This is a genomic window from Olsenella sp. An285, from assembly GCF_002159625.1.
In the GTDB taxonomy this organism is placed as follows: domain Bacteria; phylum Actinomycetota; class Coriobacteriia; order Coriobacteriales; family Atopobiaceae; genus Thermophilibacter; species Thermophilibacter avicola.
The window spans coordinates 148,323-173,397 of record NZ_NFIZ01000003.1 but is presented as its reverse complement, the minus strand read 5'-3'; the positions used below and the strand labels follow the sequence as shown (position 1 = coordinate 173,397).

General features: G+C 66.6%; 25 protein-coding genes and 1 pseudogene. 5 read left to right on the top strand and 21 right to left on the bottom strand.

From position 1 onward, the window contains the following. The first annotated feature begins 68 nt into the window (after nucleotides 1-68). Entirely contained in the window at nucleotides 69-443 is a 375-nt protein-coding gene (locus B5F79_RS03370; protein WP_087217495.1) for a helix-turn-helix domain-containing protein, read from the top strand. A 323-nt stretch (nucleotides 444-766) separates the two neighbouring features. On the opposite strand, the gene B5F79_RS03365 is transcribed toward B5F79_RS03370, so the two are convergent. From B5F79_RS03365 to dpaL, 7 genes are all read right to left on the bottom strand, one after another. Then, nucleotides 767-1,153 carry a Rid family detoxifying hydrolase gene (locus tag B5F79_RS03365; protein ID WP_087217494.1) on the bottom strand — a complete coding sequence of 129 codons (387 nt, stop codon included), beginning with the start codon at nucleotides 1,151-1,153 and terminating at the stop codon, nucleotides 767-769. Nucleotides 1,154-1,198: 45 nt separating this feature from the next. Then, nucleotides 1,199-2,572 carry a dihydropyrimidinase gene (gene hydA / locus B5F79_RS03360; protein WP_087217493.1) on the bottom strand — a complete coding sequence of 458 codons (1,374 nt, stop codon included), beginning with the start codon at nucleotides 2,570-2,572 and terminating at the stop codon, nucleotides 1,199-1,201. A 99-nt stretch (nucleotides 2,573-2,671) separates the two neighbouring features. Next, a complete protein-coding gene (locus B5F79_RS03355; protein WP_087217492.1) occupies nucleotides 2,672-3,616 on the bottom strand; it encodes an NTP transferase domain-containing protein in 945 nt (314 codons plus the stop codon). Nucleotides 3,617-3,709: 93 nt separating this feature from the next. Continuing rightward, the gene (arcC, locus tag B5F79_RS03350; protein WP_087217491.1) at nucleotides 3,710-4,651 is read right to left on the bottom strand and encodes a carbamate kinase; all 942 of its coding nucleotides are present in this window, start codon (nucleotides 4,649-4,651) and stop codon (nucleotides 3,710-3,712) included. A gap of 143 nt (nucleotides 4,652-4,794) precedes the next feature. Next, a complete protein-coding gene (ygeW, locus tag B5F79_RS03345) occupies nucleotides 4,795-5,997 on the bottom strand; it encodes a knotted carbamoyltransferase YgeW (protein WP_087217490.1) in 1,203 nt (400 codons plus the stop codon). A 91-nt stretch (nucleotides 5,998-6,088) separates the two neighbouring features. Then, the gene (locus tag B5F79_RS03340) at nucleotides 6,089-7,495 is read right to left on the bottom strand and encodes a YgeY family selenium metabolism-linked hydrolase (protein WP_206391005.1); all 1,407 of its coding nucleotides are present in this window, start codon (nucleotides 7,493-7,495) and stop codon (nucleotides 6,089-6,091) included. Between the two features lie 71 nt (nucleotides 7,496-7,566). Beyond that, the gene (dpaL, locus tag B5F79_RS03335; RefSeq protein WP_206391004.1) at nucleotides 7,567-8,781 is read right to left on the bottom strand and encodes a diaminopropionate ammonia-lyase; all 1,215 of its coding nucleotides are present in this window, start codon (nucleotides 8,779-8,781) and stop codon (nucleotides 7,567-7,569) included. 525 nt (nucleotides 8,782-9,306) lie between these two features. On the opposite strand from dpaL, the gene B5F79_RS03330 reads away from it, so the two are divergent. Beyond that, nucleotides 9,307-10,401, top strand: a complete 1,095-nt coding sequence (locus B5F79_RS03330; protein WP_087217488.1) for a hypothetical protein — start codon at nucleotides 9,307-9,309, stop codon at nucleotides 10,399-10,401. Between the two features lie 185 nt (nucleotides 10,402-10,586). Here the strand turns inward: B5F79_RS03330 and B5F79_RS03325 are convergent, their stop codons facing one another. From B5F79_RS03325 to B5F79_RS03305, 5 genes are all read right to left on the bottom strand, one after another. Then, nucleotides 10,587-12,206 carry a peptide chain release factor 3 gene (locus tag B5F79_RS03325; RefSeq protein WP_087217487.1) on the bottom strand — a complete coding sequence of 540 codons (1,620 nt, stop codon included), beginning with the start codon at nucleotides 12,204-12,206 and terminating at the stop codon, nucleotides 10,587-10,589. A 138-nt stretch (nucleotides 12,207-12,344) separates the two neighbouring features. Further along, nucleotides 12,345-12,743, bottom strand: a complete 399-nt coding sequence (locus B5F79_RS03320; protein WP_087217486.1) for a DUF3592 domain-containing protein — start codon at nucleotides 12,741-12,743, stop codon at nucleotides 12,345-12,347. Between the two features lie 206 nt (nucleotides 12,744-12,949). After that, nucleotides 12,950-13,738 (bottom strand): ADP-ribosylglycohydrolase family protein, encoded by a 789-nt coding sequence (locus B5F79_RS03315; RefSeq protein ID WP_087217485.1) that lies wholly within the window; start codon nucleotides 13,736-13,738, stop codon nucleotides 12,950-12,952. Further along, complete coding sequence (locus B5F79_RS03310; RefSeq protein ID WP_087217484.1) at nucleotides 13,722-14,477, bottom strand: MBL fold metallo-hydrolase; 756 nt, start codon at nucleotides 14,475-14,477, stop codon at nucleotides 13,722-13,724. Before B5F79_RS03310 ends, B5F79_RS03315 begins: the two co-directional genes overlap by 17 nt. Before the next feature lie 156 nt (nucleotides 14,478-14,633). Next, nucleotides 14,634-15,392, bottom strand: a complete 759-nt coding sequence (locus B5F79_RS03305; protein ID WP_072375308.1) for a glucose 1-dehydrogenase — start codon at nucleotides 15,390-15,392, stop codon at nucleotides 14,634-14,636. Between the two features lie 427 nt (nucleotides 15,393-15,819). Here B5F79_RS03305 and B5F79_RS11190 point away from each other — a divergent pair. Next, nucleotides 15,820-16,722: pseudogene (locus B5F79_RS11190) on the top strand (Abi family protein). Between the two features lie 187 nt (nucleotides 16,723-16,909). Here B5F79_RS11190 and B5F79_RS03290 read toward each other — a convergent pair. The 9 genes from B5F79_RS03290 to B5F79_RS03250 all read right to left on the bottom strand — a co-directional run bounded on the left by B5F79_RS03290 (nucleotide 16,910) and on the right by B5F79_RS03250 (nucleotide 22,665). Next, nucleotides 16,910-17,530 (bottom strand): metallophosphoesterase family protein, encoded by a 621-nt coding sequence (locus tag B5F79_RS03290; protein ID WP_087217481.1) that lies wholly within the window; start codon nucleotides 17,528-17,530, stop codon nucleotides 16,910-16,912. A gap of 107 nt (nucleotides 17,531-17,637) precedes the next feature. Further along, nucleotides 17,638-18,282, bottom strand: a complete 645-nt coding sequence (locus B5F79_RS03285; protein ID WP_087217480.1) for a vWA domain-containing protein — start codon at nucleotides 18,280-18,282, stop codon at nucleotides 17,638-17,640. A gap of 105 nt (nucleotides 18,283-18,387) precedes the next feature. Further along, entirely contained in the window at nucleotides 18,388-19,416 is a 1,029-nt protein-coding gene (locus B5F79_RS03280; RefSeq protein WP_087217479.1) for a macro domain-containing protein, read from the bottom strand. Between the two features lie 252 nt (nucleotides 19,417-19,668). Beyond that, the gene (locus tag B5F79_RS03275; protein WP_087217478.1) at nucleotides 19,669-19,968 is read right to left on the bottom strand and encodes a Txe/YoeB family addiction module toxin; all 300 of its coding nucleotides are present in this window, start codon (nucleotides 19,966-19,968) and stop codon (nucleotides 19,669-19,671) included. Between the two features lie 2 nt (nucleotides 19,969-19,970). Next, the gene (locus B5F79_RS03270) at nucleotides 19,971-20,222 is read right to left on the bottom strand and encodes a type II toxin-antitoxin system Phd/YefM family antitoxin (RefSeq protein ID WP_087217477.1); all 252 of its coding nucleotides are present in this window, start codon (nucleotides 20,220-20,222) and stop codon (nucleotides 19,971-19,973) included. A 47-nt stretch (nucleotides 20,223-20,269) separates the two neighbouring features. Beyond that, entirely contained in the window at nucleotides 20,270-20,755 is a 486-nt protein-coding gene (locus B5F79_RS03265; protein ID WP_087217476.1) for a type II toxin-antitoxin system VapC family toxin, read from the bottom strand. Beyond that, nucleotides 20,756-21,133 carry a type II toxin-antitoxin system RelB/DinJ family antitoxin gene (locus B5F79_RS03260; RefSeq protein ID WP_143786231.1) on the bottom strand — a complete coding sequence of 126 codons (378 nt, stop codon included), beginning with the start codon at nucleotides 21,131-21,133 and terminating at the stop codon, nucleotides 20,756-20,758. It abuts the gene before it with no gap. Between the two features lie 153 nt (nucleotides 21,134-21,286). Beyond that, nucleotides 21,287-22,321 carry a type II TA system antitoxin MqsA family protein gene (locus B5F79_RS03255; RefSeq protein WP_158094828.1) on the bottom strand — a complete coding sequence of 345 codons (1,035 nt, stop codon included), beginning with the start codon at nucleotides 22,319-22,321 and terminating at the stop codon, nucleotides 21,287-21,289. A gap of 2 nt (nucleotides 22,322-22,323) precedes the next feature. Then, a complete protein-coding gene (locus B5F79_RS03250) occupies nucleotides 22,324-22,665 on the bottom strand; it encodes a type II toxin-antitoxin system MqsR family toxin (protein WP_087217473.1) in 342 nt (113 codons plus the stop codon). 210 nt (nucleotides 22,666-22,875) lie between these two features. On the opposite strand from B5F79_RS03250, the gene B5F79_RS03245 reads away from it, so the two are divergent. Together B5F79_RS03245 and B5F79_RS03240 are read left to right on the top strand one after the other, a co-directional pair. Next, complete coding sequence (locus B5F79_RS03245; protein ID WP_206391001.1) at nucleotides 22,876-23,676, top strand: hypothetical protein; 801 nt, start codon at nucleotides 22,876-22,878, stop codon at nucleotides 23,674-23,676. Further along, nucleotides 23,673-25,070, top strand: coding sequence for a hypothetical protein (locus tag B5F79_RS03240; RefSeq protein ID WP_087217472.1), 1,398 nt, complete (start codon nucleotides 23,673-23,675; stop codon nucleotides 25,068-25,070). The genes B5F79_RS03245 and B5F79_RS03240 overlap by 4 nt, the downstream gene beginning before the upstream one ends. The last annotated feature ends 5 nt before the right edge of the window (nucleotides 25,071-25,075 follow it).

The following is a 25,075-nucleotide window of genomic DNA, read 5'->3' as shown; positions in this document are numbered from 1 at the left end:
GATAGGTGCTGTTGTCAACCGGACCAGATTGCTATGGTTGAGTCAGAGCCACGCGGAGAGGAGCACCCATGAACGGCAGAATCATTGGTCTGGGACCGTTGGAGCTTGTCTTTTTCCTCATCTTCCTGCTGATAAGGGCTCTTCCGTGGATTCTGCTCGTGGTGCTGGCAATCCTTGCCATCCGCTGGTTCCTCCGCCAGGAGCGCGAGCGCAAGGACCCCGAGCGCGTGGCCGTGCGTCGCTCGCTCGGCGAGGTGCTGCGGTCCCACCGCGAGCGCTGCAAGATGACGCAGGAGCTCGTGGCCGAGAAGATCGGTGTGAGCAGGCAGGCGGTGTCGAAGTGGGAATCCGGCGCCGCGGAGCCCAGCACGAGCAACCTCATCAAGGTCGCGCGCCTCTACGGCGTCGACCCCGCCGACCTTCTCCGCGAGGTCAAGGAGTAGCCACCCGACACGTTTCCGGCATCACCGCCGCAGCTGCATCCGCAGCACCGTGAGGGTATGTGCAGTGCGCATACCGGGTATGTACAGTTTCCGGCTCGCCCGTCCTTCTCGCCCGCGCCCTTGACCTGCGTCTTTGCGATAAGGACCTCAAGGCTGGGTGTACATACCGGGTATGCGCACCGTACATACCCTCCCAGCACCCACCCCCCATCGGCACCTGTGGACCGAGAGCGAGCGGCCCGCCCCACCTCCAAGCAGGATCTTTCGCGAAGCGCAGTCCTGCGTGAAGCGTGGCGGGCCGCCCCGTACGCGTGAGACCCTGCCTACAGGTAGGCAACCGCCTTGATCTCGACCTTGGCGGCCTTGGGCAGCGCAGCCACCTCGAAGGCGGCGCGGCTGGGATACGGCGCCGTGAAGAACTCGCCGTAGACCTCGTTCATCGCGCCGAAGTCCGCGATGTCGTCCAGGAGCACAGTCACCTCGGCAACGTCGGCCATGCTGGCGCCGGCGGCCTCGAGGATGTTCTTGATGTTGGTAAGGCTCTGACGGGTCTGGGCCTGGATGTCCTCGCCGGCGAACTCGCCGGTGGCGGGGTCGATCGGCAGCTGGCCAGACACGTGGATGGCGCGCGTTCCGGTCGCGGCCACGGCCGCAGAGTAGGGGCCGAGCGCTGCGGGCGCCTTGTCGGTAACGATTGCCTCAATTGCCATGTTCTTCTCCTTAGTCTCGTGATGAAAGGGGACTGTCCCCTTTCATCATCTTGCCACGTAGCGGCCGGGGGTGGCACCGGTAGGTTCGCCGTCGCGGACGACGAGCTCGCCGCCCACGTAGACGAGGTGCGCCCTCCCGTGCGCCTCGAAGCCCTCCCACGGCGTGTAGTCGACGGCCTGGTGCTGGGTCGCCGCGCTGATGGTCCAGCGGGCGGACGGGTCCCACACGCAGACGTCCGCGGCCGCGCCCACCGCCAGGCGCCCGCGCTCCGGCCAGAGGCCGAAGGTTCGCGCCGGGCCCTCGGACAGAAGCCGGCAGAGCTCCTCCGGACCGAGCTCGCCCTCGAAGGTCGTGGCCATCACGGCCGGGCGGTGCTCGATGCCGGGACCGCCGTTGGGGATCTTGGTGAAGTCGCCGCGCCCGCGGTCCTTCTGGCCACGCAGGTTGAACGAGCAGTGGTCCGTCGCGATGGAGTCCACCTCGCCCGCGAGCACGGCGCCGCGCAGCGCGCGGACGTCGGAGGGCTTGCGCAGCGGCGGACTCATCACGTACTTGGCGCCAGCGAAGCCGTCGTCGCCGGCCTCGAGGTAGCGCGTGTCGTCCAGCGTGAGGTACTGCGGGCAGGTCTCCACGTAGATGCCCTGCTGGCCGCGGGCGCGGGCGGCGCGCACGGCGAGAAGACCGAGCTCGGTGGAGAGGTGCACCACGTTCACGCGCGCGCCGGCGATCTGCGCAAGGTAGAGCAGGCGGCTCACGGCGTCGGCCTCGGCCTCGGCCGGGCGGCTCAGGGGGTGCCCCTCCGGGCCCGTGATGCCCTCCGCGAGCACGCGACGCTGCAGCTCGTTCACCACGTCGCCGTTCTCGCAGTGCACGCAGAGCACGGCGCCCAGGTCGCGGCAGCACTCCAGGCACTCGAGGGTCTCGGCGTCATTCAGGCGCAGGTGGTCGTAGGCGAGGTAGGTCTTGAAGCTCGAGACGCCCGCCTCGCGCATGCGGCGCATCTGCGCGGGCGAGTCCGGGCCCCACTCGGAGATGGCCATGTGGAAGCCGTAGTTGGCCGTGCAGCCGGCGCCGGACGCCGCGCGCGACTGCCACTCGGCCAGGGCGTCGTCCATCGTGACGCCGCGGTCGGCCGTGGCGTAGTCCACGACGCAGGTGGTGCCGCCGCAGGCCGCGGCGCGCGTGCCGGTCTCGAAGCTGTCGGCCGTCCAGTCCATGCCGGTCCAGCACTGCAGGTGGGTGTGCGCGTCGATGAAGCCGGGGAAAACCCAGCAGCCGGAGACGTCCTCCACCTCGTCGCCGGGCTCGGGCTCCACGCGGGCCGCGAGCGCCACGATCTTCTCGCCCTCCAGCGCAACGTCTCCGCGGCGCAGGCCGTCCGGCGTGACCAGCGTGCCGTTCGCAAGGATCCTTCTCATACCGTCTCTCCCTCCCGGGCCTGGCAGCTTGACAGTTTGCTCAGGTCAAACTGTCAACCCATGGGCAGCTTGACAGTTTGACCTGAGCAAACTGTCAAGCTAGGCCCGCTCCAACAGCGCGCCCTCCAGGCGCGCGAGGTCGTCCCGCGTGTCCACGTCCGCGAGCTCCCACTCGTCCGCGGCCTCGACGCTCCGCACGCGCTCCGTGAGCTCGGCGTGACCGGACAGCAGCGACCGCCCGCCCACGTCGCCCTCCAGGTGCGAGAGCGCTCCGAGCGTGTCCGACGGCCAGAGCACGGGGTTGCCCGGCCGGCCGCGCCACGAGAGGCGCGCGATGGCCGTGGGCTCGTGCGCGACCGCCGCGACCAGCGACCGCACGCTCTTCTCGCCAAGGAGCGGCTGGTCGCCGGTCACAAAGAGGCAGGCGGCGCGCTCGCCCAGCGCCTCGAGCCCGGAGCGCACGGTGTCGCTCTTGAGCGGGCCCGCAGCGCGCACGCAGCGCACGCCGAGCCGCCCGCAGAGCTCCTCCACGGCGTCCCAGCGCGTCACCACCACCACGTCCAGCAGGTCCGCGGGCAGCGCGGAGAGCGTGCGCTCGAGCACGGGCACGCCCGCGAGCGGCGCCACGAGCTTCTCGCCCGGCGCGCCGCCGAAGCGCTCCCCCTCCCCGGAGGCCATGACCACGCAGCCCATGCGCGGCACGTCGCAGAAGCCCGAGAAGCAGGTGGCGTAGGCGGCGCCCAGGGCCCAGCGGCTCGTGCGCTCGAAGGCCCGGTAGCGCTCGATGAGGTCGAGCGCCTCGGGCGTGAGGCGCGAGCCGCCGCCGCCCGTGCCGCCCACCGTGCGCTCGGTGAGCGAGAAGCCAAAGGCGCGCTCGGCGTCGCGCACGAGGCGCGTGGCCTTGGTGTAGGCCATCCCCATCTCCATGGCCGCGGCGCGCAGGCTGCCGAGCTCGCCCACACGCTCCAAGAGGTCGACGGGACCGGGCCCAAAGACCCGGTGCCCGTCGTCACCCAGAAGATATGCCCTGAGGTCGGGTCTCATGCCCCGCGCTCCCCCGTTCTTCTGTTAATTGGGGACAGTCCCCAAATCACATAAAACTATTCTGTAAATTGGGGACTGTCCCCAACTTGCAGGTTACCCACGTACGATGGTACCCGTCTTGCCGGCGATGCCGTCGCTCGCCTTCTCGAGCAGCGTGATCAGCGACGAGCGGCCCTCGCCTGACTGCGCGAACGAGAGCGCGGCCTGGACCTTGGGCAGCATCGAGCCGGGCGCGAACTGCCCCTCGGCCACGTAGCGCTCGACGTCCGCGGGCGTGAGCTCGTCCAGCCACTGCTGGTCGGGCTTGCCAAAGTTCACGGCCACCTTCTCCACCGCCGTCAGGATCACGAGGAAGTCCGCGTCCAGCTGCTCGGCGAGCTTGGCCGCCGCGAAGTCCTTGTCGATGACCGCCGCGGCGCCCTTGAGGTGGTTGCCCTCGGTCTTGAACACGGGGATGCCGCCGCCTCCGCAGGCGATGACCACGTGGTTGGTCTCCACGAGCGAGCGGATGGTGTCCAGCTCCACGATGCCCGCCGGCTTGGGCGAGGCCACCACGCGACGGAACCCGCGCCCGGCGTCCTCGATGACGTCGTAGCCGCGCTCCGCGATCATGCGGTCGGCCTCCTCGCGCGTCATGAAGGCGCCGATGGGCTTGGTGGGGTTGGCGAACGCGGGGTCCTCGGGGTCGACCTCGACCTGGGTGAGCACGGTGGCCGCGCCGTGATCGATCCCGCGGTCGAGCATCTCCTCGCGCAGGGCGTTCTGCAGGTCGTAGCCAATGTAGCCCTGGCTCATGGCCACGCAGACCGAGAGCGGGCACGGGATGTACTTCTCGGGGTTGGAGCGCGTGAGCTGGGTCATGGCCTCCTGGATCATGCCCACCTGCGGGCCGTTGCCGTGCGCCACCACGACCTCGTTCCCCTGCTCGATGAGGTCCACGATCGCGCGCGCCGTGTGCTTGACCGCCTCCATCTGCTCAGGCAGGTTGTTGCCCAGGGCGTTGCCACCCAGAGCGATGACGATTCGCTTAGACATTTGATGTGTCTCCTTGTGCCGATAAGAACGTGGCGAGAAGAACCTCTAACGGCGGGGCCGCCGGGACAGTCGGCGCGCGACCTCTGCGCGCAGCGCGGTGAGCGCGCGACTGACCCGGCGGCCCCCAGGTTGCTACCTGTTACTTAGGCCTGGTTCCAGCGGGGCTTGGCCGCGGCCTCGAGCGCCGCGAGCGTGGCCACGGGGTCCTTGACCTTCTGCAGGAAGATCATGGCCGCGATGGCGTACGGCTTGTAGCTGGCCTCCTTGTACATGCCCACGCGGTGCATGTCAAAGACGTCGGCCATGACCTCGCCGTGCTCGCAGGAGACGCCGGAGATGTCGGCGGGCAGCGGGTGCATGTAGATCGTGTCGTCGCCGTGAGCGGTCTTGGCCATGAGGTCGCGCGTGGAGCACCAGTCCATGTGGGTGGCGTTCTGCGCGAGGAGCTCCTTCTCGAGCGCCTTGATGCCGGCGTCGTCGCCCTCGGCGTAGAGGTTGGTGCGCTTCTCCATGGCGGCGTAGGGGGCCCAGCTCTTGGGGATGACGATGTCGGCGCCCTCGAAGGCCTCGGCCATGGTGTTCACCTGCTTGAAGGTGCAGCCGGACTCGGCGGCGTAGGCCTTGGCGGCCTCCACGCGGTCGCCCATGAGGTCGTAGCCCTCGGGGTGGGCCAGCGTGACGTCCATGCCAAAGCGCGGGAGCAGCGAGATGAGCGACTGCGGGCAGGAGAGCGGCTTGCCGTAGCTCGGGGAGTACGCCCAGGTCACGGCAACCTTCTTGCCGCGGAGGTTCTCAAGGCCGCCGAACTCCTCGATGAGGTAGAGCATGTCGGCGGAGGACTGGGTGGGGTGGTCGGAGTCGGACTGCAGGGAGATGAGCGTGGGGCGGTGGTCGAGCACGCCGTCCTTGTAGGCCTCGTCAACGGACTCGGCGACCTCGGCCATGTAGGCGTCGCCCTTGCCGATGTACATGTCGTCGCGGATGCCGATGACGTCGGCCATGAAGGAGATCATCGTGGCGGTCTCGCGAACGGTCTCGCCGTGGGCGATCTGGGACTTGCCCTCGTCGAGGTCCTGGAGCTGGAGGCCCAGCAGGTTCGTAGCCTTGGAGAACGAGAAGCGCGTGCGGGTGGAGTTGTCGCGGAAGAGCGACACGGCCAGGCCGGAGTCGAAGATGCGCGAGGAGATGTTGCGCTCGCGAAGGTTGCGCAGGGCGGCGGCCACGGCGTAGAGGGCACGCAGCTCGTCGGTGGTCTTGTCCCAGGTGTGCAGGAAGTCGGCGTTGTACATGCCGGAGAAGTCGTAGCCCTTGAGCTCGTCGAGAAGCGCGGAGAAGTCCTTGGCCATCTTGGTTTCCTTTCTTGACAAAGGGACAGTCCCTTTGTCACGTTACGTTGCGTCGGGTTGACAAAGGGACTGTCCCTTTGTCAAGTGGGCGCTACTGGATGTCGTTGTCGGTCGCGCCGGCGCGGAAGACGGTGACGTCGCCGGTCTTCTTGGACGGGTCGTAGAGGTTGAGCGCGGCGGTGTAGAGCGCGGCGCAGGTCACGAGGTCCTGCTTGTAGGTGACCTCGTTGGGCGCGTGCGCCTGGCTCTCGGCGCCGGGGCCAAAGCCCACGCACGGGATGCCGTAGCGGCCCTGGATGGAGACGCAGTTGGTCGAGAAGGTCCACTTGTCGGTCAGCGGGCGGCCGGTGCGCTTGTCCATGGAGGCCTCGCAGCCGATGCGCTCGTCGCCGTAGAGAGCGTGATGCGCGTCAACGAGGGCCTGGACGTGGGCCGCGCTCTCGGCGTTGATCCACGTGGGGAAGTAGGCCTCGGTCTCGTAGACGGTGCCCTTCCAGCTCGGGCGGTCGTACATGTACATGGAGACCTTGACGTCGTCGCCGTACTTCTTGACGGCCGGCAGGTCGCGGATCTCCTGGAGGCAGGAGTCCCAGGTCTCGCCGGCGGTCATGCGGCGGTCGATGGAGATCGCGCAGGAGTCGGCCACGGCGCAGCGGCTGGGCGAGGTGTAGAAGATCTGCGACACGGTGCAGGTGCCGCGGCCCAGGAAGCGCGCGTCCTCGAAGTGCTCGGGGTTGTACTTGGGGTCGAGCATCTTGACGAGGCCCTTGATGTCCGTGGACTCGTCGCAGCCGTTGTTGTTGAGGGCGCGGACGTCGGCGATGATGTCGGCCATCTTGTAGATGGCGTTGTCGCCGCGGTCGGGCGCGGAGCCGTGGCAGGAGACGCCGTGAACGTCAACGCGGATCTCCATGCGGCCGCGGTGACCGCGGTAGATGCCGCCGTCGGTGGGCTCGGTGGAGATGACGAACTCGATCTTCTCACGGGCGTCCTCAGGGCCGTCGAAGTACTTGTTGACGATGTACTGCCAGCACATGCCGTCGCAGTCCTCCTCCTGGACGGAGCCCACGACCATGATCTTGTAGCCCTCGGGGATGAGGCCCAGGTCCTTCATCATCTTCGCGGCGTACGTGGCGGACGCCATGCCGCCCTCCTGGTCGGAGCCGCCGCGGCCGTAGATGATCTCGTCGGTCTCGTAGCCCTCGTAGGGGTCGGCCTCCCAGTTGTCGCGGTTGCCGATGCCCACGGTGTCGATGTGCGAGTCGATGGCGATGATCTTCTCGCCCTCGCCCATCCAGCCGATGACGTTGCCCAGGCCGTCGACCTCGACCTTGTCAAAGCCGAGCTTCTCCATCTCGGCCTTGATGCAGGCCACGACCTCGCCCTCCTCGCAGGACTCGGAGGGGTGGGAGATCATCGCGCGCAGGAAGGCGGTCATGTCCTTGCCGTACGCCTCTGCCGCGCTCTTGATCTCGTCGAAGTTCAGTTCCTTGGCCATTTTGCTTACGTCCTTTCTGACGCTTCCGTTACCAGTTGCTGCCGAGAAGAACCCGTTCTTCTCGCTCTCCCCTACTCGGCGGGGTACGCTCCGTCCCACACGACCTTGCGGTAGTTCACGGGGTCGGTGTCGCCCTCGGTCGAGAACATGAGCACGGAGCTCTTCTCGGTGAGGCCGATGGCCTCGCGGAGGTCGGCGTACTCGTCGGACTCCATGAGCGTGGTGATCAGGCCCGCGCCCACGGCGCCGGACTCGCCGGAGATGACGCGCGGGTCGCCCTTCTTGGGGGCGCCGAGCACACGCATGCCCTTGGCAGCGACCCAGTTGGGGCAGCTCACGAAGACGCTCACGTGGTTGCGCAGGATGTCCCAGCCCAGCGTGTTGGGCTCGCCGCACGCGAGGCCCGCCATGATCGTGGGCATGTCGCCGTCCACGATGCGGGGCTCGCCGTCGCCGGCCAGGGCGCCCTTGTAGAGGCAGGCCGCGGTGTCGGCCTCCATCACCACAAAGATGGGCGGGTTGTCGGGGAAGAGGTTGGTGAAGTAGCCCACCACGCCACCGGCAAGGCTGCCCACGCCGGCCTGCACGAAGACGTGCGTCGGGCGCTCGACGCCGGCCGCCGCGTACTGCTCAGCGGCCTCGGAGGCCATGGTGCCGTAGCCCTCCATGATCCAGGACGGGATCTCCTCGTAGCCCTCCCAGGCGGTGTCCTGCACGATGACGCCGTTCTCGCAGGCCTCGGCCTCGGCGGCGGCCATGCGGACGCACTCGTCGTAGTTGACCTCCTCGATGGTGACCTCGGCGCCCTCGGCCGCGATGTTGTCGAAGCGGCTCTTAACGCTGCCCTTGGGCATGTGCACGACGGCCTTCTGGCCCAGCTTGTTGGCGGCCCAGGCCACGCCGCGGCCGTGGTTGCCGTCCGTGGCGGTGAAGAACGTGGCCTGGCCGAAGTCGCGGGCGAGCTCGTCGCTCGTGAGGTAGTCGTAGGTCATCTCGGAGACCGGGCGGCCGATCTTCTGCGCAATGTAGTTGGCCATGGCAAAGGAGCCGCCCAGCACCTTGAACGCGTTGAGGCCAAAGCGGTAGGACTCGTCCTTGACGGCGAGGTCCTTGAGCCCCAGCTCGCCCGCCAGAGCGTCGAGCTTGGCGAGCGGCGTGACGTCGTACTGCGGGAAGCTCCTGTGGAAGCTGCGGGCGGCCTCCACGTTCTCGAGGGACATGATGCCAAGGTGCGCATCATCGCTCTTGGGCATCTTGTTGACGACCCACTTGATCTTCTCGCTCACGCTTCCTCCTTGCGTCGTTTGTGCGTGCCAACTTTTTGTCTGCTTACCAAACAGAAAGTTTGTTAGCCCATATATTCCCATATTTCAAGGGTGTTGCAAGGGGAATTTTGCATGTCCGGCAAACGTTGCGTTTGCCCCGGCGAACGGTCCTGAGCGACCACACCACTTCACGACCAGCACACGCCGAGAAGAACCGCGCTGCGGCGGGCTCTTCTCGGCGCGTTTTGCTCGCCACGGTGTCGCCACTCCCAGTTGCCGCTCCGACCCGCGGTGCCTACCGGACGCGCTGCATTCATCGCGCTCAAACGACCACTTCCGAGGTTCTTCTCGCCCGTTTTGTGGTCGTTTGAGCGCGATGAACGAAAGAGCGACACCGACGAGCGGCGGATGGGGCGCCGAAGCGGCAGACCCATGCGCCCCCGCCCCGAAGCGGCGACAGCGACCCGCGGTCCCGCGCATACCAACGCCACCAAACGGGAACACTGTGAGAACCCCCACACACAGAGAGAGTCGAAGGAGGCCGCCATGAGCACGGCCAGGCATAGCCGTATAGATGAGCTGCTAGACGCCGCGGAGGAGCGCGGCACGTGTCTCGTCCCGCACGAGGAGCGCGACCGTCGCGCCATCAGGCGGCGCTTTCGCAAGAGGCGCAGCGACCTCATCTCCCCCGTTTCCGGCCTCTACGTGCGCCGCGCCCGCTGGCGCAGTCTCAAGCCGGACGGGCGCGCGCTCCACATCATGCGCGGGCTCGCCGAGCTGCGCCCGGACACCCAGTTCTGCGCGCAGTCCGCGGCGCTCGCGTGGGGCCTCCCCGTCTCGTGGGACCTGCTCCGCGAGACCCACGTCGTCCGGTCGCACGAGAGCGGGCGCCACTCCACCAAGCGCGTGATCAGCCACGAGATCGAGGGCGACCCCACATGGGACGTGGGCGGGTTCCGCGTGACGTCGTTCTGGCGCACCGTCTTCGACTGCCTGGCGAGCTTCCCGTTTGCGGACGCGCTGGCAGTCGCGGACGCCGCGCTCCGATGCTCCGGCCTCGCGCGCCAGGAGATGATCGGGCTGCTGCGCACGCGCTTCCGCCACTGCCCGGGCGTGCGGCGCGCGGCGGCCATCTGCGTCTGGGCGGAGCCGACGGCGGAGAGCGGCGGCGAGTCCGTCGCGCGGGCGCACATGGTCGAGCTGGGCTACGAGTACCCGCACCTGCAGCTCACGCTGCCGGACCCGGCGGATGACCGACGCGTCTTCCGCATCGACTTCTCCTGGCGCGACGCGACGGGGCGCCTCATCTTTGGCGAGCTCGACGGGGACGACAAGTACCTGCGTGCAGAGGCCGGGCCGGTGGGAAAGCTCCTCGACGAGCGCAAGCGCGAGGCCCTGCTCACGGTGTACCGGCCGAGCATCGCGCGCTTTTCGATGGCCGTCGCGTGCGACCCGCAGCAGCTCTCCGACCTGCTTGACCTGCACGGCGTTCCCCGGGGACCGGTCCCGAAGCTCTGCTTTGGGGACGTCCCCGTGCCGCCCGCGGGCTTTGCCGAGCGCAAGACCATCCGAGGCCAGGGCACCGTGATCGCGGGCGGCGTGCGATTCCGCTTTGTGGAGGAGGTGGCGACGGCGGCGTAGCCCGCGGCACGGAAGCCCCGTTCGACGTTCATCGCGCTCAAACGACCACAAAACGGGCGAGAAGAACCTCGAAAGCGGTCGTTTGAGCGCGATGAATGCGAAGGCGGGGGCGCGTAAGGCAACGCGCGGCGAGAAGAACCGCGCGGCCGCGGGCCCTTCTCGCCCGGCGCCGCCGTCGCGGCTCGTTAGAACGTCACGTTGCCAAACTCGGAGAGCGTGAGGTCCGGGTTGTGCTCGATGGCCCAGTCCAGGTTCCACGGGCTCGTGAAGAGGAGCAGCTTGCCGCCGCGCATGTCCTCCACGCGCAGCGTCTCGCGCGTGAGGTTGAGCGAGCGGAAGTCGACCTCGCCGGCGGACTCGTCGATCCAGCGGATGAGGTTGTACGGCAGCGGCGAGCGGCGCACCTCCACGTGGTACTCGGAGCTCAGACGCTGCTCGAGCACCTCGAACTGCAGCACGCCCACGGCGCCCGCGATCACGCGCTCCATGCCGGCGCCCGCCTCGCGGAAGATCTGGATGGCACCCTCCTGGGCGAGCTCCTCCATGCCCTTGACGAACTGCTTGCGCTTGAGGGTGTCCACCTGCTCGATGCGCGCGAAGTGCTCGGGCGCGAAGGTGGGGATGCCGGCGTAGCGCACGTGGCGCCCCACGCGGCAGAGCGTGTCGCCGATGGAGAAGACGCCCGGGTCGAAGAGGCCCACGATGTCGCCGGCGTACGCCTCGTCGACGGTGGCGCGGTCGTCGGCCATCATGGCCGTGCCCGTCGCGAGCTTGATCTTGCGGCCGCCCTGCTCGTGCCAGGCGTCCATGCCGCGCTCGAACTTGCCGGAGCAGATGCGCAAAAAGGCGATGCGGTCGCGGTGGTTCTTGTCCATGTTGGCCTGGATCTTGAAGACGAAGCCGGAGAAGTCCTCCGACGTCGCCTCAACCGGCTCGCCCGTGAGCGCGTCCACGTGGGCGGACGGCGCGGGCGCCAGGCGCAGGAAGTCGCGCAGGAAGGGCTCCACGCCAAAGTTGGTGAGCGCGGAACCAAAGAAGACCGGGCTGAGCTTGCCCGTGCGCACGGCCTCGAGGTCGAACTCGTGGTCCGCGCCGTCCAGAAGCTCGATGTCGTCCATGAGGTTGCGGTGGTTGTCCTCGCCGATGAGCTCGTCGAGCGCGGGGTCGCCCAGCTCGGCCTCGATCTCGTTCACGCGCTTGGTGGCGTTGGCGTGGCCGTCGCCCTCGAAGGCGAGCACGTGGCGGCTCGCGCGGTCGAAGACGCCGCGGAAGTTGCGGCCGGAGCCAATGGGCCAGTTCATCGGGTACGTGCCGATGCCCAGCACGGTCTCGATCTCCTCCGTGAGGTCAAAGGGGTCGCGCGTGTCGTGGTCGAGCTTGTTCACAAAGGTGAAGATGGGGATGCCGCGCAGCGCGCACACCTTGAAGAGCTTGACCGTCTGTGCCTCGACGCCCTTGGCGCCGTCGATCACCATGACGGCGGCGTCGGCGGCCATGAGGGTGCGGTACGTGTCCTCAGAGAAGTCCTGGTGGCCGGGGGTGTCCAGGATGTTCACACAGCAGCCGTCGTAGGTGAACTGCAGGACGGAGGAGGTGACGGAGATGCCGCGCGCCTTCTCGATGTCCATCCAGTCCGAGACCGCGTGCTTGGCGCTGGACTTGCCCTTGACCGAGCCGGCCGACTGAATGGTGCCGGTGTAGAGCAGGAGCTTCTCCGTGAGCGTGGTCTTGCCCGCGTCCGGGTGCGAGATGATGGCAAACGTGCGGCGCGAGGCGATCTGTTCGGCAAGGCTGGCGCTGGGCATGGGTCTTCTTTCTACCTGACAGGGGGACAGTCCCTTTGTCAACTTTTTCCAGTGATCAAAAAGGGGACAGTCCCCTTTTGAATCATTATTCGTGTTCGGCCCAGCTATTGTAGCGAGAAGGGCGCGGGCAGCGCGACCCTATTCGCTCATCAGGCCGGTGTTGTCCGCAAGAATGGCTCGCGACGGGTCCCCGGGGAGGTACGCCACGCGGACCCGACTGCCCTCGCGCGAGGCGATCTTGCCGCGCTTGCGCTGGCCAATGGGGACGGGGCCGAGCCTGATGAGCTCGCTCGAGAACTTCACGGTCTCGTGGCACTCGTAGGAGACGCCGTCGACCTCATAGCGAACGTAGACGACAGTCGGCCGGTCGACGCCGCCGGGGCGCACGCGAACGACGGTCCCGACCGTCTCGGCGGTGTAGGCGCGCTCCTTGCGCGCCCGGGCCCGCCTCGCGATCAGGAGGACGAGCGCCGTCGTGCCGCCCCCGAGAAGCGCGATCAGGGCAAAGACGAGAAGGATCATGACGCCGTCAGACATGGGGGCTCCTTGTGGCTCTCGCGGTGGATGCGCAGCGCGACCGAGGGCCTCACCTGCCCCCGGGCCGCGCGACCTCCCGTGAGCTTAGCACTGACGCGGCCCCGCCCCCAGGTCTGATGCCGCCGAAGCCACCAGGTCACTTCGCCCGCGGCCACGTCCCCGGCAGGAAGCCTGCTGGGAGCGTCGCCCCTCGCCTCCCGCCGCCCCTAGAACAGACAGCGCTCGATGATGTCCCTTCCCCGAAGCCCGGAGAGCCACTCGCCCGGGATCCCCTCGATCCCGTACGCGATGCCCGCGAGCGCGCCGGCCACGGCCGCCGTGGTGTCCGTGTCCTCCCCGAGGTTGACCGCGCGCAGCACGCACTCCTCGTATGACCCCGAGACCGCAAGGCACCAGAGCGCGGCGCAGTACGTATCCCGCACGAAGCCCCCGGAGCGCACGTCCTTCTCGCTGGCGGCGAGAAGGACCTCGTGGTCCGGGATCGCCTCCGCCGGCGAGGCGCCGGCCGCGAGCGCGCGCATCACGCGCACCATGTCCACGCAGGCCCCGGTGGAGACGCGGTGCGCGTGCGTGATGGCCGAGACCGCGCGGACCTCGTCGTCCGTGGCGTCCGTGAAGGCGAGCGGCGCGATGCGCATGAGCGAGCCGTTGCCGTTGTCGCGCTCGCCCGCACGTCCCGTGCCGGCGACGAGCGCGCGGGCCGTGGTGCCGCCGTAGTCAAAGACCACGCCGTCGATGGCGTAGGCTCCGCCGTCGATCCACGCGCGGAACCGGGAGCGCATGTCACCCGTGTCCACGTGCCCGCACGCACGGATGCTGTCGCAGGTGGCGAGCGTCATGCTCGTGTCGTCCGACCAGGTGCCCGCCGGCTGGTCGTGCGTGCCGTGGCCGACCATCCCCGTGCAGGTAAAGCTCCCGCGCGGGCGGAACTCGTACGGCACGCCGAGCGCGTCGCCCACGGCAAGGCCATAGATCGCGTCACGAAGCGCTGACATGCGCCCCTCCCTCCCCCGGGGCCGGCTGCAGCAGCTCGTGCAGGTACCCGAGGAACTCGTCCGGGCCCTCCGGCGGGCAGTGGCCGATGACGAAGGTCTCCGGTGCCGGGTCCAGGCCCCCAATCGTGGCGAGAAGTGCGCGCAGCCGCGCGGGGTCGAGGTGGCAGACGGACGGGTCGTCGCCGGAGTCGTAGTCCTCGCAGAAGCAGTCGCCCACGAAGAGGGCGCGCTCCTCGGGGACGTAGACGAGCGTCGAGTCGTTGGTGTGGGGCGCGTCCGTGGCGATCAGGCGAACCGTCACGCCGCCGAGGTCGACCGCGAGCTCGCCCTCGAACTCGAGGTCGGCGGTCACGACGACGGGGTCCACCCCGGGTGGGAACTCCTCGGCGAAGCCCTGGGCCGAGCAGATGTCCGCGCGGCGCGGGTCGGCCGGGTCCGAGAGGATCCCGCGCGCCTCGAGCAGGTGCTCGTTCGTCTCTTTCCGGGCGACCGTGAGACCGGCGACGGCGCCCATGCCAAAGCTGTGGTCCCAGTGCCAGTGCGTGAGCGCGGTGAGGTCGGGCAGCGGGAGGCCCGCCGAGACGAGCTCGCGGTAGAAGTCCTCGACGTGGCGCGGCGAGTAGCCCGCGTCGACGGCGAGGGCGAGGCGGTCCCCGCGCACGAGCGCCAGCACGGGACGGTCAAGCTCCTCGACGTGCGGGAGATAGGATATGCGCTCCGACAGGCAAACGAGCGACACGGCGCCCCCTTTCAGCCCCTCCCGGGGCGATCGAGAATCGAGATCCTGACCCAAGGATAACGTGGTGACCGGACACGTATTCCCTCTCGGCCACATGAGGCGGGGCCACCGGCACAGAGCCGACGGCCCCGCCGCCTGACACGCCGCCACCCAGACTCAGCCGGCCATCCAGCCGCCGTCCACGGGCAGGATGACGCCGTTGACGTAGCTCGCGGCGTCGCTAGCCAGGAAGAGCGCCGCGGCGGCGATCTCCTCGGCGCTGCCCGGTGCGGGCGCGCAGTCCAGGACCGGCTTGATGCGACCGTAGCCCGCCGGGTTGGGGACGCCCATCGACGTGGCGATCTCCGTCACGATGCCGCCCGGCGCGATGCAGTTCGTGCGGATGCCGTCGGCCATGTACATGTAGGCGGTGTTCTTGGTGAGCGAGATGAGCGCGGCCTTGGAGGCGCAGTAGACGGCGCCGGCGCAGCTGCGCATGCCGCCCACGGACGCAACGTTGACGATCGAGCCCTTGGTGCCGGACGCCTTGAAGGCGTTCACCGCCGCGCGCATGGCCGCGAGCGGGCCGTAGACGTTGACGGCCATGACCTGCTCGTACTTCTCGTCCGTGGCGTCGCCGACCGGGGACATGTCGTCCATGATGCCCGCGTTGTTGACGAGGACGTCAAAGCCGCCGAAGGTCTTCTGGGCAAAGTCGATCATGCCCTCGTTGACCTCGCGGGAGGAGACGTCGCCGGGATAGGCCGCGACCTCGCCCGGGGCGTCCGCCAGGCTCGCCACCAGCTCCTCGAGGCGCTCCTTGCGCCGCGCGACGGCGACCACCTTGGCGCCCTCGCGGGCGAAGAGCTCCACGATGGCGTGCCCCATGCCCGACGACGCTCCGGTGACGACCGCGACCTTGTTCTCGAGCTGCATGCTGCATCCCTTCTGCCGTTGCGCGCCGTGTGCGCGCTACCGCTGTTCACTTACCGCGTCAGAGGGGCCGGCGACAAGAACCTGGCGGCAGACGGGGACACGTCTTTCGGCAGGGGGTGTGGCGTGCGGGGCGCGGGGGTGATGGGCAAATCAAACGCGACCCGACCGGCAGCATGCACAGGACAACCAAAACCCAATCTGCGAGTCCGAGACACATACTGCCGTCCAAATAGGGAAAAGCGTATGCCGCAAAAACAAACAATAGATAGACTGGCTTTATGACTAGTCACAAACTTTGGAAGACGGGACTCTTGTGGAGACAAAGAGCGCGTTTGAAACCGCAGGCAATTCGAGTAAACTGACATATGACAGTACCCCGCACGCCTCTCTCGGTAACGATGACGCGCACCAGGCGGGGTCATCTTCTATGAAGCCACCGCTTCCCATTGACGAGCAAATTGATCACCTCGTCGAACAGGGCATTACGATCGGCAGCCGCGCTTTTGCCAAGCGTTGCCTTCTTGACACAAATAATTATCGCCTTCGAGGCTACTGGATGACCTTCGAGCAGAGCGGCACCATTCGAAAAGGGACACGTCTCGAGGACATCTGGGCAATTCATGATTTCGACAGGGAGCTGCGTCTCTGGCTCTGGAGGCTCATTGAGCGCGTGGAGGTAAAGGCTAGAACCCAGTTCGCATACGTATTATCACTTGGGTTCGGACCGGACGCCCTATCATGCGCGGAACTGTTCTCCAGCAGAAAGAGCTACATAAAGTCAATGGAGGCGGTCGAGCGCGAAATCAGACACGCAAAGAAGCAGGGCATGCCTTGCGTGCAGCACAATCTCGACTAATTCGGAAGGCTGCCACTCTGGGCCGCTGTTGAGGTCATGTCAATGGGAACCGTCTCTTCCTTATACGGAAACCTCCGCGAAGACCTCGTCATTGAGGGACATGCCGACACGGTTGCCGAAGAAATCGCCGCAGCATTCGGCGTCTCGGCGCCCTATCTAAAAAGCTGGTTGCGTCACCTAACCATGGTGAGAAACATTTGCGCCCACCACAACCGCTTCTATAACCGATTGCTCAAGACCAGACCTCGAATGCTGCGACGTGACAAGAAGTGGTCCAGCAGCCGAGAGTTCCCGACCTTCATTACGCTCAAGAGAATCTACGAGGTCTCATGGGTCGACGAGTGGGAAGAAGAGCTGAGAGCGCTCGACAGCCTCATCTCCTCATATCCCAGCGTCTCCCTGCGCCCCATGGGCTTTCCGAGCAATTGGCGAGAAGTCCTTGGGGTTGATCCTCCCAGCACCCACGAATCATGAGCATTCTTGCGGCTCACCCTTATCACAGCAATCCCGCAATCGGCCAAGGGGCTCGTCAGCCCCGGACTTCCGGGTCAGAAGGCGCTTGTAATTGGCTGTCTTACCCCACCCGCATGATGTCGCGGTAGATCAGCCGATGCCGCTCGTCGAGCTGGGCATCGGCGTGGTAGTGGCCAAAGTACCACGCCTAGAAGTCGAGCCGATCCTCGAGCATGTCGAACCACTCGTTGAGGCGGTCACGCCCCTCGCGGCCGCCTCCAGCTCCTGCCGCGCCAAGCGCCGCGGGCAGCATGCGGCTCGAGCAGCAGTGGGAGATTACGAGGTCAACGTCCCAGCCCGCCGCATCCAGGTTCTTCTCGGCGCGCTCGAGCTCCTCGAGGCTGGGCAGCTCCTCGGGAAACCAGCTCCAGCCCTCCACGCACCACTCCCTGTCGTGGCTGGAGGCCCCGCCCATGGCAAAGACGCGCAGGTCGCCCAGCCGGTAGGCCTCGCCGCGCATGAGGTGGACGATGCTCGGCCACTCGGGGTAGACCTGCACGCGCCCGCCCCAGCGCTCGGTCACGGGCAGGTCGGCCAGGTGCGGGAAGCACTCGTGGTTGCCGTCGACGAAGAGCGTGGTCCACGGGCGCTCGGCGAGCCAGTCCAGCCAGTAGCGCTCCCTGTTGGAGCCGTCCCACGGCATGCCGAAGTCTCCGCACACGATGAGCAGGTCATCTCGCGTGAGGCTCTTGCCCTCGGGCCACCTGCGGCCGGAGAGCTTGCCGATGTCGATGCTGCCGTGCACGTCTCCGGTTACCCAGACGGACATGTGACCCCCTCCCCTACGGCGCTGTCTTATTGGTGGAACTTGGTAGAACTTGGCGCACCTCCCATCTCTCGACGAGTTATACCCGGTTCCAACGGGCAGAGATCAGCCTACCGCCTCCGCGCCCGCACGTCAGCGTCGAGCCCCGTGCGCCACGCGTCGCCCATCGCCGCGCTGGGCGGGCACGCGCGCGCCTCGGCAACCGCGCACGCCACGGCGTCGTAGAGCACCTCGGTGCCGCGTCCGTCCGCCACGTAGTCCGCCGCGCGCTCGGGCGCGATGCCCAGGCTCGCCGCCTCCGCCGCGGAGTCGATGTTGGCCCCGATGAACAGGAACTCCCAGCCCCTCTGCCGGTGCTCCTCGATCATGCGCCTGACCTGCGGGTACGTGTAGCGACGGCTCGCGTTCTCCTGGCCGTCGGTGGTGATGACGAAGAGCACCCTGTCCGCCTCGTAGCCTGCGGGCTGCACGCTCTGGACCAGGTCGACGTGCCTGATGGCGCCGCCCACGGCGTCGAGCAGCGCCGTGCACCCGTGGCACTCGTAGTCGCGCCTCGTGAGCCGCGGCACCTCGCGGATGTCGATCCGGTCGTGCAGGACGCGCGAGCCGCTCGAGAAGAGCACCGTGGACACCACGGCCTCCCCCGGCTCCTCACGGTTCTTCTCGATGAGGCTGTTGAAGCCACCGACCGTGTCGGCCTCGAGCCCCGCCATCGATCCGCTCGCGTCCAGGATGAAGACGATCTCCGTGCGCATTGCTGCCTCCCTTGTCGCAGCCAACCTGACGACACCAAGGCTACGCGGGGGCGCGGGTGCAGAGGTAAACCGCCGGGCGACATCTGGCGCGAGGGGCGCCGGCCCCTACTGCGAGCCCAGCAGCGGCTGGTCAAAGGCGAAGAGCGCCTCGTTCACGGTCATGACGTCGTGGACGCCGCGCGCGAGGTAGAACTCGACGATCACGTCGAACTTGCTGCTGCGCGAGAGCGTGAGCCCGGTGTGGGCGAGAAGCTCCTGCGTCTGCGGCAGCGTGAGGCCGAGCGCGAGCGCCAGCGCCACCGCCGTGGGCTTGCTCGGCCGGTAGTCCGGCTTGGAGCGGATCTTGGAGAAGAGCTGGCGGCTGAGGTTTGCCCGGCGATAGACCTGGGCGTCGGTGAGCCCGCGCTCGTCGATCAGCGAGAGCAGGGCCTCCGAGAAGGACAGGTCGAGGTGCGCCAGGCGCTCGGCGAGCTCGTCGGGCGCCCCCAGGCTGCCGGGGGCCGGGACGGACGCGGCGAGGGGCGCGCCCGCGACGGGACGCGCCTCGGGAGCGCGGAGCTCCCGGAGCTCAGCGGAGCGGTCGCGCAGGTGCGGGCTGCCGTCCACGTACGCGTCGTCCACGCACTCGCGCAGCTCGCCCAGGAGCGCCACGCCCTGCGCCACCACGTCGCGCGTGAAGACGACGAGCGTCACCTCGACGTCCGGGTGGTCGTCGAGAAACGCCGACGCCTCCGCACGGGCCACGTCGAGCGCCTCGCGCACGGGGTAGCCGAAGATGCCGGCGGATATGAGCGGAAACGCCACCGACGCCGCGCCCAGGCGCGCCACCTCTGAGAACACGCTGCGGTAGCAGCTCTGCAGGAGGCCCCTCTCGCCGTGCGTCCCTCCGCGCCAGACGGGACCCACCGCGTGGACCACCCAGCGGCACGGCAGGTCAAAGCCCGGCGTGACTACCGCCGAGCCCGTGGGGCAGCGCCCGATCCCCGCGCACGCGGCGGCCATCTTGCTCGCGCCCGCGGCGGCAAAGATCGCCCCGCAGACCCCTCCCCCGGCGGCGAGCCGCTCGTTGGCGGCGTTGACGAGCACGCCGGCGCGCACGCGCGCGATGTCGTTGCGAACGATGGAGAACGGCATGGTGACCTCCCGCCTCGATCCTTAAGGCGATGGTAGCAGGACGGGCGGACAGACCAACGGCGAGAAGGATGGCGCTTTTCGTACAGAGCCCGTTTTACTCAGTTATTTTGACTCAACTTTTTTGAGTAATCCAAAGTGAGCAAAGCGGAGCAACGGTAGCCGCAGAGCCCGAGCGCCGTCACCCAGCCGCTCGCGGGACAAGCTTGGCGTGAGGCGCACAGCTACATAGAGCGAGAAGCCCGGACACGCACCTTACCCGCGCACGCCCTCGTAATGCGTCCACATGCGGACAACCTTGACGGTGCCCACGTAGCTCACGCCGTCATGGTCGACCGGTGTCGCGTCGACGGAGTAGACAAGGCGATGCCAGATGCTGATGCGACGCGAGCAGAGCCCGGCAAGGCTCCCGACGAGCCCCTCATAGGCTGGTGGGGTCCCAAAGGGGTCGGCGCGCACGGCCTCGACGAGGCGCTTCGCCTTACCCGCCAGCCCCGCCGCCTTGAGATTCTTGGCGTTCTTCGCGGCCTGCTTGGTGAAGATGACCCTCCACATGGCTACCACTCCAGCGCGGACTCGTCCACACAGTCCTCGACGGGAACGTCGCGACCCTCTACGAGAGACTCGGCCACGCCAGGAATCCCCATGAGGTAGAGGGTCTCCTCGATAGCTGCCCACTCGTCCTCCCCGACGAGTACCGCGCCCTTGCCCTTGGTGTTGGTGATGACGATGGGCGAGCAGTCCTCGTTGGCCCGCGCGATGATGTTGTAGATGTCCTTGCGGAACGCGGTCGCGCTGATCGAGGTCATTGTTCCTCCTTGCGTAAGTTAGATGGTGATTGCCTCTGTGTAGCCGACTACTCCCCCACCAATGCAAGGAAGTCATCGACCGAGAGCGCCGCCACGGGCGCATGGCGCAGGAGCGCGTCGTCGCTCGTCACAAGGAAGTCCACCTTTGCACGCCGCGCGGCTGCGAGCACGAGGCAGTCCTCGAAGTCCTCGTGGATGCGCTGGTACTTCCGGGCGAGCCAGACGTCCGACGAGTCGGCGCCCACGGCCGTTGCAATCTCGTCCATGTTTGCCACGCATGCCGCCGCGTAGGCGGATGCCGCGCGCGCCTGCCCTTCAGAGAGCGTCTCCCCCGCCGCCCGCGCCTGGCGCTTGAGCGAGGCGCTCACGAGGTAGTACACATCCTTTGCCGTGCCGACCGCGTAGAGCAGCTCGATTCCCTTGCGCACGCAGGCGTCAATCAGCTCGTTCGCCGCGCGGGAACGCGGCCGCGCGCCGTCGAACGCATCGAGCCAGACGTTGGTGTCGAGAAGAACGCGCGACGGCTGCGGCATCTACGCCTCCCCCTCCAGGCGCTCGTCGTACCAGTCCTCGCGAAGATCGTCCCAAGACGGGAGGCCTGCTTCGGCCTCGCCGGGAATGCCAAGCTCGCAGGCCGTCTGCTCGTACAGGGACCGCAGGCCGGCAATCGCCGCCGCCTTCCGGGACGCCTCGTCGGAGAGCGCGGAGGCAGCGTCGGGCTCTATGACCTCACGCACGGCCGCGGCGTCGTCCTGGTGGTCCACCACGAACCGCCAGAGCCCGCGCACCGCCGCCGAGGGCGTATAGCCAAGATGCGCGAGCGCGGCGTCGCCGGCTGCCTTGAGCTCGGCGTCTATGCGCGTGTTCATCTGCGTCTGACGTGCTGCTGGCACCGCGCTTGTCGCAGGCATGCCCATCACCTCACTTGTTTGTATAGCAGTATAGCAAAAGTGAAGAGATGGAACGCGGCAACCACGGGCAGGCGCAGAGATGTTGTTTGACCCCCTCAGCCCGCCCAGAACCCAGCACGGCAAACGCGGGAAAGCCGCCGTGACAACGGGAAGCTATCTCGCCATGCGACGCTCGATTGCGTCAGCAACCTGCCCTGCGTTTGCGACGTAATCGATAGGCCGACCACTCTCGGTGTCCTTCCACGCATCAAGGCCATGCGAGAAGGACGAGATGTCCGTTGCCCTCTCGAACGTATTGACGAAGGCCGCCACCTCGTCGACAAGCTGGATCTCGTCCTCGCTCAAAATGCCAGTCGGACGATGTCTGGACACAACCACCTCTCCCCACCCCTTCTGGGCAAGGTCAATGGCCTCGCAATCCTGAAGGAGCGCGACGATTCGGTCCTTCCCGTCCATGACGGGGCCGTAGTCCGCGTGCGCATAGGAGAGCCCCGTCATCGACCGTGTGGTGCGCGCGTAGCACAGAAAGTCGGTGAAGAACATCGCCTTCTGCAGCTTGGTCCTGTACAGGTCGACGCAACGAGACGCCAGCTCGCATACGACTGCGGCAATGCGATCTATATCGAACGGGCGATAGCCGTTGAACCTGCCGGGAACTAGCATCGCCGGGGTGGGCCACTGACGCGCGGTAAAGGCGGCAGAGGCTCCGGAGACAGGGGTCTTGCTCTCGACGAACCGACGAACCGCGGCGACGGTCCTCTCACTCAGCTGGCCCTCCCTCACCGAGAGCAGGGCGGCAGCCCCGGAAGCCGTTGCGGCAAGCATGAGCGTGGTGTTATGCGAGTCATCGGGGATTGCGCCTGCCTCGTAGCGGGCCACGGTCTGCTCGCCGAACCCGAGGAATTTGCTGAACTCGCGCAGGGAGAGACCGTAGCTGTTCCGAAGGCTTCTGACCTCGTCCGGAGCCATGAGTCCATGGGCGGAGCAGTAGGCGGAGTAAGCGCGGTGCAGGTTCTCGCCCTCAATGCGGGAGTCTCCGATTGCCCCGCCACAGCACGGGCAGACCGCAACCTCGGCCTCATAGGAGGTCGGCTCGCCCTTGACGGACAGCGTCTCGACCCTATGCTCGAGAATCGCGACTACCTCGCGGTCGCACTCTGGGCAGTAGGTGTTAATGGTCTTCTCCACGCTCATTTCCTCGTCTCCCGTCGGTCAACAAACAACTTTACCGACAAGCACTTGCATCGCTCGGCGTCAGTCCGGACGGACAGCTTCAGGTACAGCGTCTCGCTCCCATACGCAGGCGAAAACTCTGCGACGGTCCACTTGTCCCTAAAGCGCGGGTCTCGATCTTGCTCGGGGCCGTCGAACATGTCCTTCGGCTCAAGCGAAAGAATCACTCGCCTGAGGTCATCCATCGTCATGCCACGCTCGGCCATGAACGTCACGTTTTGCTCGCGAGGCACGAGAACGAAGCCGTTCTTCTCGACGAACTTCTTGACTTGGTGCAGAAACAGCGCCCTTGCGTCCATCACCCTCCCGTGCCGTAGAGTGTAATTATATGATTACATTGTACGCCATGGCAAGAAGTCTGCAGCGCTCACGCCATCATCTCCCCTCATCGAACGCCCTCCTAGGCGCGGGTCAGGAGCCCCAGAAGCAACGGGACGATTGCCGGCATTCAGGTCCACGATAGAATGACTTTCAGACACACAAACACACTCTTCGACGATGGGAGCATCATGGACTTTGGAAACCCGTTTGAGGAGCTTCAGAAAGCGGGTGCCGCAGTACAGAACCTGGTCGGAACGGCTGTGAATGCAGCAGGCGAAGCCGCAACACAGGTTGGCGAGGTGGCGGGGGACATCGCGTCACAGGCGGGAGAGGCGGCGAGCGGAGCGGCATCTCAGATTGGTGAAGTCGCAAGCGGAGCGGCATCTCAGATTGGAGAGATGGCAAGCGATGCGGGCAAGGCAATCTCCGGAACCATCGACAACATCAAGCAGGACGTAGAGCGCCAGAAGGCGATGAACTTCCAGAGCATCGAGGCCCTCCAACCGGTTGCCAACGTGGTGAACGAGGCCACCGCCGCTCTTGACGACGAGACTCGGACGGTCCGCGAGAGCTCCATCCCCGAGGTGCTGGGAGGGGCCCTCGGGGCAACTGCGGGAGGAATCGCCTCCTTCGCTGCCCTCTACGGACTCGGGACCGCCGGCCTGTCGGCGGCGGGAATGACCTCGGCCCTCGCCGCCGCAGGCGCCGTCGTGGGAGGCGGCATGGCGGCGGGCGTGTTTGTCCTCGCGGCGCCCGTGGCAATTGGTGCGGGAGTGGGAGTTGACCTTGCGGCAAAGCTCAGGGCAGATCAGCTCAAGCAGGAGAAGGAGCGCCTCTATGAGGAGGCCCTCAGGAAGCACCAGGCAATCATCCAAGCGCTGAAGGAGGAGACGAACGCCACCAAGGAGCGGATGGAGTACCTTCAGTCGCTCAACATCCTTCTCACCAAGGCGATTGAAGAGCTCCGCGAGGATCTGGGCAAGCAATGAGTCGCTACGAGTACAGCGAGGAAGAGCAGAGAATCAACGCCGTCCTCGCCTATCAGGACAAGCTGCTCAGTGAGATTGGCCTTCCGGACACCAAGGGCCTGGAGGAGACCATCGCTTCGTCAGAGAGCTTGCTGAGGTCGCTTGGCTACGATCCAGCACAACCAGCTGACATGGGCGTTGAGCAACTCGACCCGCTGTCGGTACCCCCTGAGCTCATATCCCCCAAGCGCATCTATCTCCCCTCGTGGGACGAGCTTGTTGCGGAGGCGTGTGAGAACGGCTGCGCCGACGCCACGCTTGAGGACCTGTTCACTCCGGAGGAGCTCGATGACAACGCCGAGGCGGTGAGGCGGCTCAACGCTGAGTACAACGCCATCCATCAACTCGACGAAATCGACGTCGCCATCGCTGCTGGCGCAGGACTTCTCTCTGCGGCTATCGAGATTCTCCTTGTGGGCATTCCCTGCAAGACGCCAAGCGGCGTCGAGGCAGGCCCGCTCACTAATTTCATTCGCGGTCATCTCGAACACTCCCTCAGCCCTAGTCAACTGAGGGAGCTGGAGAGGGCGGCAAAGGTCCCCTATGACGCACCAGTCAACAAAGGCTATACGACAACCCGAGTCGAGGGACTCTGCCCCGGTATGCACCGTCTGTACTCGTTGGGGCACGACCCGCTCCTGGGGCTCGTGGTGGGAGTTTCCGACATCCTCACGGGACGGATGACCACCATCGACAAGAATGGGAAGATTGTTGTCCAGGTAATCGAGCGCTACGCACACCTCCAGAAGACGGACGTCGTGCAGGCGCTTGTCACGCAGCTCATGCACTTCTTCTCGGACGTCACGACACCCGCAGGCCTGCCCGCGCCCGGTATGGCCCTGTTCAACCTCATGCAGTTTGGGAGCATTGGGAATGAAAAGGCAACCATAGCCGAGATTGTCCAAGGCATGTACTGGCAGGGATACGATTTCGTCCAGTTCTGCTCCCAGTCGATTCCCGTTGCCGTATGTGAAATCCTGGTACGCTTTGCCTATGCCTTCCGCAAGGTCAAAGGAGGGACCCCCGTTAAGGACGCCATCCCGCTCTCGACCAATCGCGAGAAGAACCCCAAGCTCGGAACCATGCTCTTCACAGCCCACAGCATCGCAACCGCCGCGAATGCGGGCGTAGTCGCATTCACCAAGAACCCCATGGCTTCCATGGCCGTCAGCTACCCCCAATGGATAGCCTTTGCTAAGTACTCCTACCAACAGCTCAGGTGGGTGCTGATCGAGAAGCCCACGGCACGGGATCGATATGTGAGGGCCGCGATAGCTGAACAGCTGCAAGACGTTTATGGTGACATCGATGAGCTGTTCGAAGAGGTGGCGGCAGCTTCGATTGTGCTTGGATAGCGGCG